Raw genomic sequence first — 16,370 nt, 5'->3', positions numbered from 1 at the left:
CGCAGCGCGCGGGCACAAAAAAGGCCCGGCGCAGCGGCCGGGCCTTCGGGGATGCTCGCAGGTGCGCTTACTTGATCAGACGCAGCGCGAACGGGTAGCGGTAGGCGACGCCTTCGTTGGCCTTGATGCCGGCCAGGATGCAGAACACCAGGTTCACCACCCACACCACCGGCATCAGCAGGCCGCCGATGACGATCACGCTGAGCACCACGCAGATCACGTAGGCGATGGCGACGGTGATCTGGAAATTCAGCGCTTCCTTGGCCTGGTCGTTGAGGAAGGACTTGGCCGGATTGTCCTTGTTGATCAGCCAGATGATCAGCGGCACGATGAAACCGGCGATGATCCCGGACAGATGGGTGATCAGCGCGACCGTGCGGTCTTCCTGCGGCCCTGCCGAGGCCGGCGGCGGCGGCGGGGCGGTGACGTTGTCGAATTCGCTCATCGGTATTCCGTTCCTTTGGTGGTGAGGGGACAAGACGTTTGGCGCGTCACTCTCGGCGGCCGGCGCAGCGCTGTCAAGCGAGGCCGGGAAGACGGGAAGACGCCTCGACGGGCTCAGGGATCGCCCCCAGGCAACCGCGGCGCCAATCCGTCGCCCCATATGGCAGCGGATCGCGCTAGCGGCGACCGAGCATGGCCTTGGCCGCCGCGTGCAGGCTGACGCCCATCGCCACAAGCAGCATCAGGATCAGCAGCCACCCGAACACGAGCACGGCACCGAAGATCAGCACGGCCGGCGCCAGCAAGACCGCACTCAGCAGCGACAGGCCGAAGCCCATCCGCATGGCCTGGCGCGCGTGTTCGGCGGCAAACGGCTGCCTGTCCCGCATCGCCCACCATTGCGCGCCCGGCAACAGCCACAGCAACAGCAGCCACCACAGCGCGTAGCCCAGGTGCACATTGCAGGCGGCGAACAAGCCGATCCACATCGACAGATGCGCAAATGCCGCCAGCACGCGCTCCCACGCGGGCGCGGGGCCGTCGGTGATCGTGTTCTCGGTGTCGGTTACCTGCATGCCTGTGCGTCCTTGCGCGCTGCCTGCGTTGCGGCACTCAGTCGTTGCCCGCCACCGTCATCCGGCCGATCAGCACGGCGCCGATGTGCACGTGCGAGCGCACGTCGATGTCGGCGCCGACCGCCTCGATGTCCTGGAACATCTGCCGCAGGTTGCCGGCGATGGTGATCTCGTCCACCGGATAGGCGATTTCGCCGTTCTCGATCCAGAACCCGCCGGCGCCGCGCGAGTAGTCGCCGGTGACCGGATTGACGCCGTTGCCCATCAGGTCGGTGACCAGCAGGCCGCGCGGCATGCCCTTGAGAATGGCCTGCAGATCCTCTGCGTTGGCCGCCACCTGCAGGTTGTGCACCCCGCCAGCATTGGCGGTGGTCTGCAGGCCCAGCTTCCGCGCCGAGTAGCTGCCCAGCACGTAACGCTGCAACACGCCGTCGCGCACCAGCGGCGCGTCGCGGGTGGCCACGCCCTCGCCGTCGAAGGCGGCCGAGCGCAGGCCGCGGCGCAGATGCGGCAATTCGTCGATCGCGAACCAGTCGGGGAACAGGCGGGTGCCGGCGCTGTCGAGCAGGAAGCTGGTGCGGCGGTACAACGCGCCGCCGGACACCGCGCCGAGCAGATGCCCGACCAACGAGCGCGCCACCTCCGGCGCGAACAGCACCGGCACCTCGCCGGTCGGCAGCGAGCGCGGCTGCAGCCGCGCCACGGTGCGCTCGGCGGCGCGGCGGCCGATCGCCGACGCACGCTCCAGGTCCTCGCGCGCCAGCGCGCTGCTGTACCAGCCGTCGCGCTGCATGCCGTCGCCCTGCCCGGCGATCAGCGTGCAGGCGATCGAATGGTGGGTGCTGCGCTCGCAGCCGACGAAGCCGTGCGAATTGGCGTAGACCGACAGGCTCTCGCTGCTGCCGGCCGAGGCGCCGTCGGAATTGCTGATCCGCGCATCGGCGTCGCGACCGGCGGCTTCGCAGGCCAGCGCCAAGTCGATCGCCTCCTCTGCCTGCAGCGGCCACGGATGCCAACGGTCGTAATCCGGCTGCTCGCGTGCCATCAGCGCCGCCTCGGCCAAGCCGGCGGCCACATCGTCCTCGGTGTAGCGGGCGATGGCGCAGGCCTGGGCCACGGTGGCCTCCAGGCTGGACTCGTGCAGGTCGGCGGTGCTGGCGCTGCCCTTGCGCTGGCCGAAGTAGACGGTGACGCCGATGCCGCGGTCGCGGGTGGACTCCACGGTCTCCACCGCGCCCAGGCGCACGTTGACGTCCAGCCCGCGGTCTTCGCTGCAGCTGACCTCGGCCTGGCTGGCGCCGAGCGCGCGGGCGCGCGCCAGCAGCCGCTCGGCGATGTCGGACAGGCGCTCCAGGCGCTGCTGGCTGTCGTCGCGGTGCAAATCGGGGGTGATCGCGTTCAATGCTTTATCCTTGTTGTGCGAATCCCTTCGCCCCTGTCCGGCCGTCCTGGCCGGATGTGTTGATTTGATTTCCAGCCCGATCGAGTAGTACGAGCATGCGCGGACGCGACGAAGACACCGGTGAATTCCGCGGCGAAAGCCGCAGCCAGCAACGCCGCGAGGCGCTGGAAGTGCTGAGCCTGGGCGAGAAGCTGGTGGCGCTGACCCCGGCGCAGCTGGCCAAGCTGCCGGTGCCCGAGTCGCTGATCCCGCACATCGAGGAAGCCAAGCGCATCACCGCGCACATCGCGCACAAGCGGCAACTGGCGTTCCTGGCCAAGCAGATGCGGCGCGAGGACGAGGCGGTGCTGGAGGCGATCCGCGAGGCCATGGACGTCAACAGCGACAGCGCGCGCCGCGAAGTGGCGGCCATGCACCGGGTCGAGGACTGGCGCGAGCGGCTGCTTGCCGACGGCGACAGCGCGCTGACCGAACTGCTGAACGACCACCCCGACGCCGACCGCCAGCGCCTGCGCCAACTGATCCGCAACGCGAAGGAAGAACGGCTCAAGAACAAGCCGCCGCATGCCTATCGCGAGTTGTTCCGGGAACTGCGCGAGCTGATCCTGGGTGCCGCGTCGGCAATGGGAAATGGAGAATCGGGAGTCGAACAAGCCGATGACGACGAGGCGCTCGACGACACGCGCGACTGAGGCGCGGAAACGTCGGCTGCCGCGCACGGCCGCCGACACATTCCCGGCCCCGTAGCGGGTGCGGCGCGCGATGAACCCATCCGCCAGACCGGCAACGCCACAGCGCACCGCGGCGCCCGCTTTACCGAATCCCGATTCCCGAATCCCCACTCCCGGCTCCTAGGCCGTCCCGCCCACGGTCAGTCCGTCGATCAGCAGCGACGGCTGGCCCACGCCCACCGGCACGCTCTGCCCATCCTTGCCGCAGACGCCGACGCCTTCATCCAGCGCCAGGTCGTGGCCGATCATGCGCACCTTCTGCATGGTCTCCGGGCCGTTACCGATCAGGGTGGCGCCCTTCACCGGCGCGGTGACCTTGCCATCCTCGATCAGGTAGGCCTCGGTGGCCGAGAACACGTACTTGCCGCTGGTGATGTCGACCTGACCGCCGCCGAAGTTGACCGCGTACAGGCCCTTCTTCACCGAGCGGATCATCTCCTGCGGGTCGTGCTGGCCGGCGCGCATGTAGGTGTTGGTCATGCGCGGCATCGGCAGATGCGCGAACGATTCGCGGCGGCCGTTGCCGGTCGGCGCCACGCCCATCAGCCGCGCGTTGAGCGTGTCCTGCATGTAGCCGACCAGCACACCGTCCTCGATCAGGGTGGTGCAATTGGTCGCGGTCCCCTCGTCGTCAACGTTGAGCGAACCGCGGCGGCCGTCCAGGGTGCCGTCGTCGACGATGGTGACGCCGGGCGAGGCCACGCGCTGGCCGATGCGGCCGGCGTAGACGCTGGTGCCCTTGCGGTTGAAGTCGCCCTCCAGGCCATGGCCGACCGCCTCGTGCAGCAGCACGCCGGGCCAGCCCGGGCCGAGCACCACCTGCATCACCCCGGCCGGTGCCGGCACCGCCTCCAGGTTCACCAGCGCCTGGCGCAGCGCCTCGCGGGCGAAGGCTTCCGGGCGGCCGTCGGCGAACAGCGTGTCGTAGTCGTAGCGACCACCACCGCCGGCATAGCCGGACTCGCGGCGGCCCTGCTGTTCGACGATCACCTGCACGTTCAAGCGCACCAGCGGGCGCACGTCGGCGGCGAGCACGCCGTCGCTGCGCGCCACCAGCACGGTGTCCACCGCGCCGGACAGGCTCACCATCACCTGCTGCACGCGCGGATCGGCGGCGCGCAGGTACTGGTCCAGCCGCCGCAACAGCTCCACCTTGTGCGCGTTGTCCATCGCGTCCACCGGATCCAGCGCCGGGTACAGCGCACGGCCGCCGCCGCGCTGCAGCGCCTGCGCCGGCTGCGCGCCGCCGTCGCGGGAGATGGCCCGCGCCGACTGCGCGGCGGCCAGCAGCGCATCGCGGTGGATGTCGTCGGAATAGGCGAAGCCGGTCTTCTCGCCGGAGATCGCGCGCACCCCCACGCCCTGCTCGATGGAGTGGGCGCCGTCCTTGACGATGCCGTCCTCCACGCTCCAGCTCTCGCGCCGGGAATGCTGGAAATACAGGTCGCCGAAGTCGATGCCGGGGCCGAGCAGCGTGCCGAAGGCGCGCTCCAGGCTGGGGGCATCCAGGCCGGCGGGAAGCAACAGGCGGGTTTCGGCAAGACTCAGGGCGTGATCGTTCATGGGCTCAACATGGGGGACGAAGGCGCGCAGCGCAAGCGGCAGACTCCGCAGCACGCGCGACCGCCACCAATCCCCAATTCCGGGCTTTCAACAGCCGCAGGCTGGTCATCCCCGATCCCCGCCCGCTCAGGGCGTACCGGCCGGCGCCGGCTGGCGCGCGGATTCGCGCTCGATCACGTCCACCTTGGGATCCTTCCACGGCCCGGTGACCCGGTAGGTGCGTGCGCCGATGTTGCCCAGCGGCTTGCCCAGCACTGCGTTGGCGGCCGCGCCGACCGCCGCACCGACCGGTCCGCCCGCCACCGCGCCGACCACGGTCAGCAGGTTGCCGGACTTGGGATTGACGTCGATGGTCTGGTCGAACTGCTGGGCGCGCAGGTCGGCCTCGCCACGCACCTTGATCTCCGCGGCCGGGCCATCGATGACCATGCCCTCGCTGCGCGCCACGCCGTCGCCGAAGCGGATCTGGCCGTCGATGCGGTTGAAGGCGAAGCCCTTGGAGAAGAAATCGCGGAAATCGAACATCAGCCGCCGCGGCAACTGCGCCACGCTGAGCAGGCCGAGCACGCGCCCGGCCCCCGGATTCAGTTCCAGCAGCTGGCCGTTGCGCGCGGCGACGTCGAGCTGGCCCTGCACCGTGGCCAGTTGCAGGCCGGACGGCGTGCCCGGCCAGGCCGCGCTGAGCGTCAGCTGACCTTCGCCGCCACGCACCTGCCCGCCGAAGTCCAGGTTCTGCATCAGCTCGCCCAGGTCGCGGCTGTCGACGCTGGCGTTGAGTTGGGTACGGGCGGTGGCGCCCTTGCCGCGCCAGTCGCCGCTGATGTCGATCTTCTGCTTGTCCGAGCGCAGGTGCAGTTGGTCCACCTGCATGCCGTCGGCGAGCTTGCGCGTGCGCAGCGAGGCCGCACCGAGGGTCATCGCACCGAAGCGCAGGTCGTCCACGTCCAGCGCCAGCGCCGGGATCGCCGCCGGGTCCAGGCTGTCGGCGAACGGGCCGGCCGGGACCGGGCCGGCGCTGCCGGCGACCCCGCTGTCGGCAGGCGTGGCGACCACCGCCGTCGGCGTGCCGTCCGCCGTCGGCAACGTGGCCGTGGCCGAGCGCCAGTGCACCCGCGCCAGGCGCCCGCCGAGCACGCCGCCGTCCTTGGTCGGCACGCTGAGGTCGCCGGCCAGGGCCGGGCCGTCCAGGTGCACGTCGATACTGTCGGCCTGCGGCAGCAGGCGCAGGCGGGTGTTGTCGAACACCCCGCCGAGCAACAGCAGATGGTCGGCGAGGATCTCGATGCGACGCAGCGGCATCGGGTCTTCGCCGCCATTGGCCGCGGCGGCGTTCGGATCCGGGCGGCTGACCACGCCGATCCAGTCGATGGCGTTCAACGCGGCGGTGCGCCCGCTCACCACCAGGCCGCTGGCGGGCGGATCGTCGGCGACGTGGTCGCTGCCCATCACCACGCGCACGCCGGTCTTGCCGTCCTGGCTGCGCGCGGCCAGCGCCATCAACTTGCCGAAGGCCACCTCGATGCGGCCGCTGCCGACCGGCAGCGGCACGTTGACCGAAGTGGCCAGCGGTGTCGCCGGCGCCTTGTCCATCGGCGCCGGCATCAACAGCTCGGTGCCGACCAGGTCAGAGCGCAGTTGCAGCCGGGTCGGCGGCTGCGCGCCACCGTCGGGAGTCTTGGGCAGGCCGACGCCGATGTTCCAGCGCGAGCGGCCCTGCACGTAGGGCTTGAGCCAGGCCATTTCCGGCACCCGGTCGAGCAGTTCGTTCGCATCCAGCGTCGCGCTCAGCGCGGCCTCGAAGGCCTGTTGCGGATCCTGCACACCGTCGCCGGCGCGCAGCGCCAGTTCGCCCTGGTGGCCCTGGTAGGACACGCTCAGCTTCTGCGCGGCGAATCCGGTGTCGCTGTAGTTGGCGCTGCCGCGCATGTCGTCGAAGGCCAGGTCCCAGCGCTTGTCGGCGATGTGCGCGCCGAGCAGGTCGACCGTGCCGCGCAGGTGGTGGGTGCCGATGTCGGCACGCAGCGGCTGCAGCAGGTCGAAGGTGACGTCGGCCGGGCCCGAGGCGCTGAGCGCATCCAGGGTGTCGCCGTAACGGGCGCGCAGCGGGCTCTGCCGCAGCATCGCCAGCAGCTTGCCGGTCTCGGCGCGGGTGCTGGCCAGCACGCTGAGCTGGCCTTCCTTGTAGTCGGGCAGCGCCGCCGACAGTTGCTCCACCGGCACCCCGCCCATGCTGCCGCGGCCGTGCACCTCGAAGCCGTTGCCGATGAAGGCGACGCTGGCGTCCACGTTCTCCACCGCCGGCCAGTCGTGCTGGAAGCGCACCTTGGCGTCCTCCAGCCGCGCGGTCGCCTCGAAGCGCCCGTTGTGGTCGGCGAACGGCCAGTCGTCCAGATCGCCGGACACCAGCGCATGGCCGTCGCGCAGGCGCCCGCCCTGCAGCGCGGCGTCGAGCCAGTCGGTGGCGGCCTTGCTCATCTTGGAATGGACCCAGAACGTCTTCGCCGCCACCACCGGCGCGTCCTGCAGATCGGCGGCCAGGTCGATCCACGGCCGCGAGCCATCGCCCTGGAAGCGCAGCCCGCCGCGCACGTCGGCGCCGTAGTCGCTGCCCTGCACGCGCAGCCCCGGGGTCGCCACGCGCAGGCCGTCGCCGTCGCGGAACGCCACGATGCGCCCGGCCAGTTGCACCTGGTGAACCACGCCGAAGCCGCTGGGCCAGTCGACGCGCACCGGACTGCCGGCCTCCAGCGCCAGTTCGCCGGCCTGGGCATCGCCGTCGAAGCGGCCGCGCAGCCCACTCACCCCGGGCGCGCCCCCGGCCGGCGCGAACGCCAGCTCGGTCAGGCGGCCCTGGCCGTACAGCGCACCGCCGGGCACCCCGCTCACCGCCACCTGGGTCAGTTGCAGGCGCGGCCGCGCCACCGCCAACCAACTGCGCAAGCTTGGTGAGAGGCGGTCGCTGAGCCCGGCCACGGCGATCAGCGGCGCCACGTCGAGCTGGTCGCCATACAGGGCGAAGCGGCGCCCGCCGGCCACGGTCAGCCCGTCCAGGCGTTGCAGCGGCTGTCCGGCCTGGCCGAACTGCAGCTGCGGCGCATCCAGCCGCCAGCCGCCGTCGATCTGGCGCCAGCGCGCCTTCGCGCGGAAAGTGGTGAAGGCCAGTTGCGGCCGGGTACGGCCGTCGGCCAGCGGCGCGCCGCGCAGGCGCAGCTCGCGCAGCGTGGCATCCACGGTCACTCCGGCGACCCGGCGCTGCTGCAGATCCAGCCAGGCCTGGACTTCGCCGACACCGCCCTGCAGTTCGATGCCGGCCGCATGCAGCAGGCCGGCCCAGCCGGCCAGCTCCGCCGGGCGCACCGCCAGGTAGGCCTGGCCGTCGCCGCTGTGGCGGTCCAGGTCCAGCACCGCCGTCAGCGGCGCCTGTTGCAGATCGCTCCAGCCCTGCACGCCCACCTGCAGGCGCTCGCCGTTCACGCGCATCCGCAGGTCGATCTTCGGTACCTGCGCCTCCAGGCCCAGCGACGGGGCATGCACACGCAGGCGGCCATCGATAACCTGCAGTTCGCCCAACCCTTCCAGCGCATCCAGCGGATCGCCGCCCTGCCCCGAGGTCGGCAGGCCCTGCACGCTCCAGTTGCCGTCGTCGGCGCGCAGCAGGGTCAGCGCCAGGCCGCGCAGGCGCAGCTCGGTGAACGAGCGCCCCGGCAGCAGTCCCGCATACATCGACACCAGCACTTCGGCCTGGCCGATGCGCACGCCGTCGCCGGCACCGATGCGCAGGCCGTCCAGGCGCAGCAGCGGGCCGCGCCGGGTCCAGGCCGTCTCCAGCCGGTCGAAGCGGATCGGCCGCCCGGCACGCTCGCTCAGCCACGCCGCCACCTGCTGCGGATGCCGCTCGACGAACGGCAGCGCCTGGCTCAACGCGCCCACCGCCAGGGCCACGCACACCAGCCCGATCGCCACCGCGTAGAACGCGAAACGGCGAGCCAGGCGCAGGCGGCGGCGCAGGGGGGTGTGCATCAGGGGCGGGGATTGGGGATTCGGGATTGGGGATTCGCAACAGCAGATCGCGAACCGCCTACTACCACGTGAAATTCAGCCAGAAAATCCCAGGATGAGTCAGCGCCGACAGCGCGCTTTTCCACCAATCCCCAATCCCCAATCCCGACTCCCTGCCTCACAACAGCACCACGTCGAACTGCTCCTGCAGGTATTGTTCGTCGGCCTGGAAGCGGATGGTCTTGCCGAGGAACTCCTCCAGTTCGGCCACCGCTGCCGATTCCTCGTCGGTGATGCGTGCCACCACCTTGGTCGAGGCGATCACCAGCAGCCGCGCCGCGTCGAACTGGCGCACCGCGCGGGTGATCTCGCGGAAGATCTCGTAGGTCACGGTCTCGGCGGTCTTGATCGAGCCGCGGCCGCTGCATTCCGGGCACGGCTCGGACAACTGCCGCTCCAGGCTCTCCACGGTGCGCTTGCGGGTCATCTCCACCAGGCCCAGCGGCGAGAACTCGTACACCGTGGTCTTGGCGTGGTCGCGCGAGAGCGCCTTCTCCAGCGTGCGCAGCACCTGGCGGCGATGCTCGGCGTCGTCCATGTCGATGAAGTCGATGATGATGATGCCGCCGAGGTTGCGCAGCCGCAGTTGCCGCGCCACCGCCTGCGCCGCCTCCAGGTTGGTGCGGAACACCGTCTCCTCGAGGTTGCGCTGGCCCAGGAACGAGCCGGTGTTGACGTCGATGGTGGTCATCGCCTCGGTCTGGTCGATGACCAGGTAGCCGCCGGACTTCAGCGGCACCTGCTTGTCCAGCGCGCGCGCGATCTCGTCCTCGACCCCGTACAGGTCGAAGATCGGGCGGTCGCCGGTGTACAGCTCCAGACGCTCGGCCAGCACCGGCATGTACTTGGCGACGAAGGCCTGCAGCCGCTCGAAGGTCTCGTGCGAATCGACCTTGACCTTTTCCACGTCCTTGCGGATCAGGTCGCGCACCGCGCGCAGCGGCAGGCTCAGGTCCTCGTAGATGATGCTGGCCGGGGCGCCGTCGCGGCCGCGCCGCTCGACCACGTTCCAGACCCGCGACAGGTAGGCGATGTCCTCGGCCAGGGCCTCGGCCGGCTGGCCCTCGGCATTGGTGCGGATGATGTAGCCGAAGCCGCCGTGGCTGGCCGCCAGGTCGGCGACCAGGGTCTTCAGGCGCAGCCGTTCGGCCTCGTCCTCGATCCGCGCCGAGACCCCGATCACCCGCGACTGCGGCAGCAGCACCAGGTAGCGCGAGGGAATGCTGATCTGCGTGGTCAGCCGCGCGCCCTTGCTGCCGATCGGGTCCTTGACCACCTGCACCACGATGTCCTGGCCGTCGCGCAGCAGTTCCACGATCGGCACCGCGGCCGAGACCGGCAGCGGCGTCGCTTCCTCGGTGTCGCCGTTGCCGACCGGCGCCGGCCGCACCACGTCGTTGGCGTGCAGGAACGCGGCGCGCTCCAGCCCGACCTCGACGAAGGCCGCCTGCATGCCGGGCATCACCCGCTGCACCCGGCCCTTGTAGATGTTGCCGACCACCCCGCGACGCCAGCCGCGCTCGATGTGCAGCTCCTGCAGCATGCCGTTCTCGATGACCGCCACCCGGGTCTCGCGTGGTGTGACGTTGACCAGGATCTCTTGCGACATCACAGCACTCCGAAGGTGCGCAGCAGGTGGTGGGTCTGGTGCAGGGGCAGGCCCATCACCCCGGAATAACTGCCGTCGAGACGGCTGACGAAGCGTTCGGCCCCGCCCTGGATCGCATACGCGCCGGCCCGCCCCATCGGTTCGCCGCTGGCCACGTAGTCGGCGATGTCGCGCGCGGACACATCGGCGAAGGTCACCGCCGTGGGCACCAGCACCAGTTCCTCGCGGCCGGCGGCGACCAGCGCCACCGCGGTCATCGCCTGGTGGGTGCGCCCGGACAGGGCCGCCAGCATCGCTGCGGCGTCCTCGGCGTCGGTCGGCTTGCCGAACACGCGGTCGTCCAGCACCACTTCGGTGTCGGCGCCGAGCACCACCGCGTCGGCGGCGTCGGCCAGTTGCGCCAAGCCGGCGCGGGCCTTGTCCAGCGCCACGCGGCGCACATAGGCCTGCGCCGATTCATCCGCCGCGCGCACTTCCGGCACCTCGAGATCGAGGATCCGGAATTGCACGCCGAGGCGGGTCAGCAGTTCGTTTCTGCGAGGGGAACGGGACGCGAGATACAGCATGGCCGAAGGATAACCCGAGCGGACTGACTGAACGATCGCCAATGACGGGACGATCGCGTCGACCCCGAAGAAGATCACGACGCGTTCATCGTCGCGGCAACACCCTCGCCCAATCTTCACAAGGAGAACATCGATGCGCGCATTGTCCGTCCGCCCGCTGCTGCTGGCCCTGTCCCTCGCCCTAGGAGGCACGATGACCGCCCACGCCCAATCCGCCGCGCCCGGCTACGCCGTGCCCGCCGACGGCACCCTGCTCAACATCGCCGCGCAGGCCGAGGCCAAGCGCGCGCCCGACGTCGCCACCATCTCGGCCGGCGTGGTCACCCAGGCCACCGACAGCGCCGCGGCGATGCGCCAGAACGCCGAGCAGATGACCAAGGTGCTGGCCGCGATCCGCGCCGCCGGCATCGCCGACAAGGACGTGCAGACCAGCGGCGTCAGCCTCAACCCGCAGTACAAGTATGTCGAGAACCAGGCGCCGCAGATCACCGGCTACCAGGCCAACAACTCGGTGAACCTCAAGGTGCGCGACATCGCCAAGCTCGGCAAGGTGCTCGATGCGCTGGCCGCGCAGGGCGCCAACCAGATCAACGGCCCGACCTTCGAGATCGACGATCCGGAACCGCTGTACGACCAGGCCCGCGTCGATGCGCTGAAGAAGGCGCAGGCGCGCGCGCAGAGCTACGCCAAGGCGCTGGGCCTGCGTGTGCGGCGCATCGTCAGCATTTCCGAGGGCGGCGGCGGCGGGGTGCGTCCGCCCATGCCGATGATGCGCGCGATGGCGATGAAGGCCGAGGCCGACACGCCGGTCGCCCCGGGCGAGAGCAGCGTCTCGGTCAACCTGGACGTGGTATTCGAACTGGGCAAGTAAGCGACTGCCCGGACCACACCTCACGACGGCGCCTGCGGGCGCCGTCGTCGTCTCCGGATTCGGCAGCGCCGCCGCCCTCATTGCCGCACCCAGCGCCAGTCGCGGCCACCCTCTTGCCAAAGCGCCCACGACCGGCGCACTGTCGAAACGCGAACGGGCACGATGACCCCATCCGCCGCGCCCGTGCGTTCAGAGTGGCGAACGAACCGTCGCGAGCAACCGCCAGGCGGGTGCCGTCCGCGCCCGCCTGGCGGTTGCGCAGCAGGTTGGTTCGCCGCTCTTAGCCGTACCGCAGTCCACGACACTCCTATCGCAGAGGTGGATCCATGGTTCGCACGCAACTCCCCGCCCCGTCCTTCCGCATCGACCTGTCCCGGGTCCTGGCCTACAGCACCGCGCTCGCCTTGCACCTGCTGGCCGCCCTGTTGCTGCTGCTTCCGCTCTCGCACGTGACCGCGCCATCGGAACCGGCGCAGGTGCAGCCGCGCTGGCAGCAACCCGTGGTGGTCCCGGTCACTCCGCCGCCGACCATGCCGGTGACCGAGAAACAGACGCCGCCGCAACCGCGCACCCCGACCGCGGTGCCCGTGCCCGTGCCGGTGCCGACCCCGACGCCGGTCGACAGCAGCCCGGTCGCCCTGGACACCGCGCCCAGCGTCGACCCCGCGCCCAGCATCGCCGCGCCGAGCCTGCCGCCGGCCAGCGTGAGCGCGCCGGTGGAGGGCATGCAGTTGCAGTACCTGCGTGCACCGGCCCCGCCGTATCCACGCGACGGGCTGCGCGACCGTCTGCAGGGCAGCGTGCTGCTGCGGGTGCTGGTCGGCACGGACGGGCAACCGCTACAGGTCAGCGTCGAGAAGAGCAGCGGCCACCGGGTGCTGGACCAGGCGGCGCGCGATCAGGTGCTCAAGCGCTGGGCGTTCAAGCCGGCGCTGCAGAACGGCACGCCGGTGCAGGCGTATGGGTTAGTGCCGATCGATTTTTCGCTCGATCGCTGAGGCGCTGTAACACGACCGGCCGCCATCGCCGGCCGGTCGTGTTAATCCAAAATTCACGCATTATTCACGATAGATACACCTAGATGAGAGACAGCCGGCCACCAAGACGCCGGCACTTTCGTCAGAAAGTCACAACCTGCGTTTCCAGTTAGGAGAGAAACTGTGAACACCCCGACCCAACGGCGTGCAACCCGCCGTACCCTGCTGTGTGCCTCCGTCGCCGGCGTTCTCGCCACCCTCGCAGGCCCTGCCGCCTTCGCCCAGGAAGCGGCCACCAACCTCGACCGCATCACCGTCACCGGCTCCAACATCCCGCGCACCAATACCGAGACCCCGGCACCGGTGCAGGTGGTGAGCCGCCAGGAAATCGACCGCAGCGGCAAGACCTCGCTGGGCGAGTACCTGCAGACCCTGACCGCCAATGGCGCTGGTGCGGTTCCGAAGAGCTTCGGCCAAGGTTTCGCCGGCGGCGGCTCCGGCATTTCGCTGCGCGGCCTGGGTGCCGGTTCCACCCTGGTACTGCTGAACGGCCGACGCATGGCCACCTACGGCCTGGCCGACGACGGACAGAAGGTCTTCACCGACCTGAGCACGATCCCGCTGGACGCGGTCGAGCGGGTCGAAGTGCTGAAGGACGGTGCCTCGGCGATCTACGGCTCCGACGCCATCGCCGGTGTGGTCAACATCATCCTGCGCAGCGACTTCCAGGGCGCGATTCTGCGCGGCTCCTACGGCATCTCCGGCGATGGCGACGGCGATGCGCGCAAGGCGACCCTGACCGCCGGTACCGGCGACCTGTCCCGCGACGGCTGGAACGCATTCTTCAGCCTGGACGTGGGCAAGACCGACGCGATCAAGATCGGCGACCGCAAGGATCGCAAGTGGATCGGCACCGGCGACATCCGCCGCTGGGGCTACGCGGCGCAGGACGCGCAGTTTCTCGGCGGCGCCTACCGCAGCGGCGGCACCAACATCGGCAGCCTGAACGGCCCGAACGGCTCGGTGTTCGACACCAGCGGGCAACTGGTCGCGCTGCCCGGCTGCGCCGGCCTGACCACCATCCCGGGGCAGAACGAAGCTACCTCGCAGGCGCAGGGTTGCCTGTGGGATCCGGTGCAGCAGTTCCGCGACCTGTCACCCGAGGAGAAGTACGTCAACGTGTTCGGCCGCGCCAGCTTCGCCTTCGGCGAGGGCGGCGAGATCTACACCGAGATCGGCTACTCGAAGAAGAACACGGTCTTTTCCAATACCCCATCCAACGTGTCCGGCGGCTGGGGCTACCCGGGCGGCCCGGTCAACGCCAACAGCGGCCCCGGTGCCACCGTGCTCTACGCCGGCCATCCGGACAACCCGCTGCCCTACGACGCGCGCGTGCGCTACAGCGCCTGGGACGTGGGTCCGCGCGTCACCGACAACACCAACGAGTTCAACCGCTTCCTGGTCGGCGTGAAAGGCAACTGGGGCGACTGGAGCTACGACACCGGCTATTTGCACTCCGGCACCGTCCTGACCAGCACGCGCACCGGCTTCCTGCGCTATAGCGCGGTGCGTTGCGTGCTGGGCAATCCGGCCTGCCCGGCCGGCACCTGGCGCATCGGCGACAACGCCAACCTGAACTCGCAGGCGCTCTACGACTACATCTCGCCGACCATCAACGCGCGTGCCAAGTCTGGCCTGGACATGTTCAACTTCACCGTCTCGCGCAGCCTGGCCGACCTCAAGGGCGGACCGCTGGGCCTGGCGCTGGGCGCGGAATGGCGCAAGACCAGCAACAGTCTGACCCCGCAGACCTACACCGACATCGGCGACATCATCGGCCTGGGCTATTCGGCCTACGACGGCACCCAGAACGTTTATGCCGGCTACGTCGAATTGTCCGCACCAGTGCTGGAGCAACTGGAACTGTCGGCGGCACTGCGCTACGACAAGTACGACGGCGGCGACGGCAAGGCCACGCCGAAGCTTGGCGTGAAGTGGACCCCGGCCGAGTGGATCGCGCTGCGCGCCAGCTATGCGGAAGGCTTCCGGGCGCCGAACCCGGCCGAAAACGGCAACGGCGGCCTGGCCGCGTTTTCCAATGCGGCCGATCCGGTGCGCTGCGCGATCAGTGCCAGCGAGTGCGGGACGCGTTCGGTGGCGATCATCACCCGCCCCAACCCGGCGCTGAAGCCCGAGGAATCCAAGAGCTACTCGGTGGGCTTCGTGCTGCAGCCGACATCGACCACCTCGCTGACCGTGGACGGCTGGGAGATCAAACGCACCAACGAGATCGCCCCGAGCAGCACCCGCGATGCGATCCTTGCCGGCAACGTGCTGCGCGACAGCAACAACATCGGCGGCGTCCCCAACAGCGGCACCATCCTGGCAGTCAACACCGGTTACGTGAACGCGAACTCCTCGCGCGTGCGCGGCATCGACACCGACATCCGCCAGACCTTCGCGATCGGCCCGGGCCAGTTGGAGCTGGACGCGCAGTGGAGCCACCTGCTCAAGTTCGAGCGCACCGAAGGCGGCAGCACCGTCGACTACGTGGGCACGCACGGCAACTGCGACGTGACCAACTGCATCGGCACGCCGCAGGACCGCATCAACTTCGGCACCACCTGGAAGCAGGGCAGCTGGAGCGTGAGCGGCGTGGTGAACTACATCGACAGCATCGAGAACAAGGACAGCCGCGGCGGCGAGTACCAGGCGTTCTACGCCGACGGCACGCCGGTCAAGAAGATCGCCTCGTTCACCACCTTCGATCTGTCGGGCCGCTGGAACATCACCGAGGCGTTCGAACTGAGCGCGTCGGTGGAGAACGTGTTCGACCGGATCGCGCCGCTGGATCCGACCACCTACGGTGCGGTCAACTACAACCCGCTGCACGTCAGCGGTGCGATCGGCCGCTACTTCACGGTGGGCGCGAAGTACACGTTCAACTGATGGCCGAGGTCGCACTGCAGTAACGAAAAGCCCGGGCGAAAGCCCGGGCTTTTTTTCTGCATGAGCGGCTCACACGCATCGGTAGTCACGCGCACGGTGCCGCCGCGCGAACGCTCGCAGTCCGCGACCAGCGACCAATGATCAGCGATCAGGCGCGGTGATAGGGATGATTGGCCAGCATCGCCGCAGCGCGGTACAGCTGCTCGGCCACCACCAGCCGCACCAGCATGTGCGGCAGGGTCAGCGGCCCCAGCGACCAGGATTCGCTGGCAACCGCCAGCACTTCCGGCGAATGACCCTCGGGCCCGCCGATGAGGAAGGCCAGATCGCGCCCCTGCCCACGCCAGTGCTCCATGCGTTGCGCCAGTTGCTCGGAACTGTGCTGCTTGCCCGGTACGTCCAGCGCCACCACCAACGCGTTCTTCGGCAGCGCGGCCAGGACCCGACGGCCCTCGTCCTCGATCGCGCGTTGCGCATCGCGGCCCTTGCCGCGCAGGCCGGGCTCGATCTCGACCAGGTCCAGCGGCAGCCAGTGCGAGAGCCGCTTGCGATACTCGGCGAAGCCCTGCGCCACCCAGGCCGGAGCACGCTCGCCGGTGGCGATGAGGCGCGCCTTCATCGCCG

At 69.8% G+C, this 16,370-nt stretch carries 12 protein-coding genes; 4 read left to right on the top strand and 8 right to left on the bottom strand.

All coding sequences use genetic code 11. From position 1 onward, the window contains the following. Positions 1-67: 67 nt before the first annotated feature. From GGR66_RS16870 to pmbA, 3 genes are all read right to left on the bottom strand, one after another. A complete protein-coding gene (locus tag GGR66_RS16870; RefSeq protein WP_019797965.1) occupies positions 68-445 on the bottom strand; it encodes a DUF4870 domain-containing protein in 378 nt (125 codons plus the stop codon). 175 nt (positions 446-620) lie between these two features. Then, positions 621-1,019 (bottom strand): DUF4870 domain-containing protein, encoded by a 399-nt coding sequence (locus GGR66_RS16865; RefSeq protein ID WP_184449243.1) that lies wholly within the window; start codon positions 1,017-1,019, stop codon positions 621-623. 37 nt (positions 1,020-1,056) lie between these two features. After that, positions 1,057-2,421, bottom strand: coding sequence for a metalloprotease PmbA (gene pmbA / locus GGR66_RS16860; protein ID WP_160968308.1), 1,365 nt, complete (start codon positions 2,419-2,421; stop codon positions 1,057-1,059). 95 nt (positions 2,422-2,516) lie between these two features. Between pmbA and yjgA the strand changes: the two genes are divergently transcribed. Then, complete coding sequence (gene yjgA, locus GGR66_RS16855) at positions 2,517-3,113, top strand: ribosome biogenesis factor YjgA (protein WP_184449241.1); 597 nt, start codon at positions 2,517-2,519, stop codon at positions 3,111-3,113. A 159-nt stretch (positions 3,114-3,272) separates the two neighbouring features. Here yjgA and tldD read toward each other — a convergent pair whose 3' ends face one another. The 4 genes from tldD to GGR66_RS16835 form a co-directional block, all read right to left on the bottom strand. Continuing rightward, positions 3,273-4,715, bottom strand: coding sequence for a metalloprotease TldD (tldD, locus tag GGR66_RS16850; RefSeq protein WP_160968304.1), 1,443 nt, complete (start codon positions 4,713-4,715; stop codon positions 3,273-3,275). 126 nt (positions 4,716-4,841) lie between these two features. Next, complete coding sequence (locus tag GGR66_RS16845; RefSeq protein ID WP_184449239.1) at positions 4,842-8,735, bottom strand: YhdP family protein; 3,894 nt, start codon at positions 8,733-8,735, stop codon at positions 4,842-4,844. Positions 8,736-8,892: 157 nt separating this feature from the next. Next, complete coding sequence (gene rng / locus GGR66_RS16840) at positions 8,893-10,383, bottom strand: ribonuclease G (protein ID WP_160968300.1); 1,491 nt, start codon at positions 10,381-10,383, stop codon at positions 8,893-8,895. Next, entirely contained in the window at positions 10,383-10,949 is a 567-nt protein-coding gene (locus tag GGR66_RS16835; protein ID WP_184449237.1) for a Maf family nucleotide pyrophosphatase, read from the bottom strand. The genes rng and GGR66_RS16835 overlap by 1 nt, the downstream gene beginning before the upstream one ends. A 133-nt stretch (positions 10,950-11,082) precedes the next feature. Between GGR66_RS16835 and GGR66_RS16830 the strand changes: the two genes are divergently transcribed. The 3 genes from GGR66_RS16830 (at position 11,083) to GGR66_RS16820 (ending at position 15,746) form a co-directional block, all read left to right on the top strand. Continuing rightward, positions 11,083-11,820, top strand: coding sequence for an SIMPL domain-containing protein (locus GGR66_RS16830; RefSeq protein ID WP_184449235.1), 738 nt, complete (start codon positions 11,083-11,085; stop codon positions 11,818-11,820). A 326-nt stretch (positions 11,821-12,146) separates the two neighbouring features. Then, positions 12,147-12,818: an energy transducer TonB gene (locus GGR66_RS16825; RefSeq protein WP_184449232.1), complete on the top strand. Its 672-nt coding sequence runs from the start codon at positions 12,147-12,149 to the stop codon at positions 12,816-12,818. A 162-nt stretch (positions 12,819-12,980) separates the two neighbouring features. Next, on the top strand, positions 12,981-15,746 hold the full coding sequence (locus tag GGR66_RS16820; protein ID WP_160968292.1) for a TonB-dependent receptor: 2,766 nt from the start codon (positions 12,981-12,983) through the stop codon (positions 15,744-15,746). A 148-nt stretch (positions 15,747-15,894) separates the two neighbouring features. On the opposite strand, the gene rlmH is transcribed toward GGR66_RS16820, so the two are convergent. Next, positions 15,895-16,365: a 23S rRNA (pseudouridine(1915)-N(3))-methyltransferase RlmH gene (gene rlmH, locus GGR66_RS16815; protein WP_010340439.1), complete on the bottom strand. Its 471-nt coding sequence runs from the start codon at positions 16,363-16,365 to the stop codon at positions 15,895-15,897. Between the last annotated feature and the right edge of the window lie 5 nt (positions 16,366-16,370).

This window comes from Xanthomonas sp. 3498, assembly GCF_014199795.1.
In the GTDB taxonomy this organism is placed as follows: domain Bacteria; phylum Pseudomonadota; class Gammaproteobacteria; order Xanthomonadales; family Xanthomonadaceae; genus Xanthomonas_A; species Xanthomonas_A rydalmerensis.
Note: the sequence above shows the minus strand (reverse complement) of the source record. Positions and strands in the feature narration are given on the sequence as shown.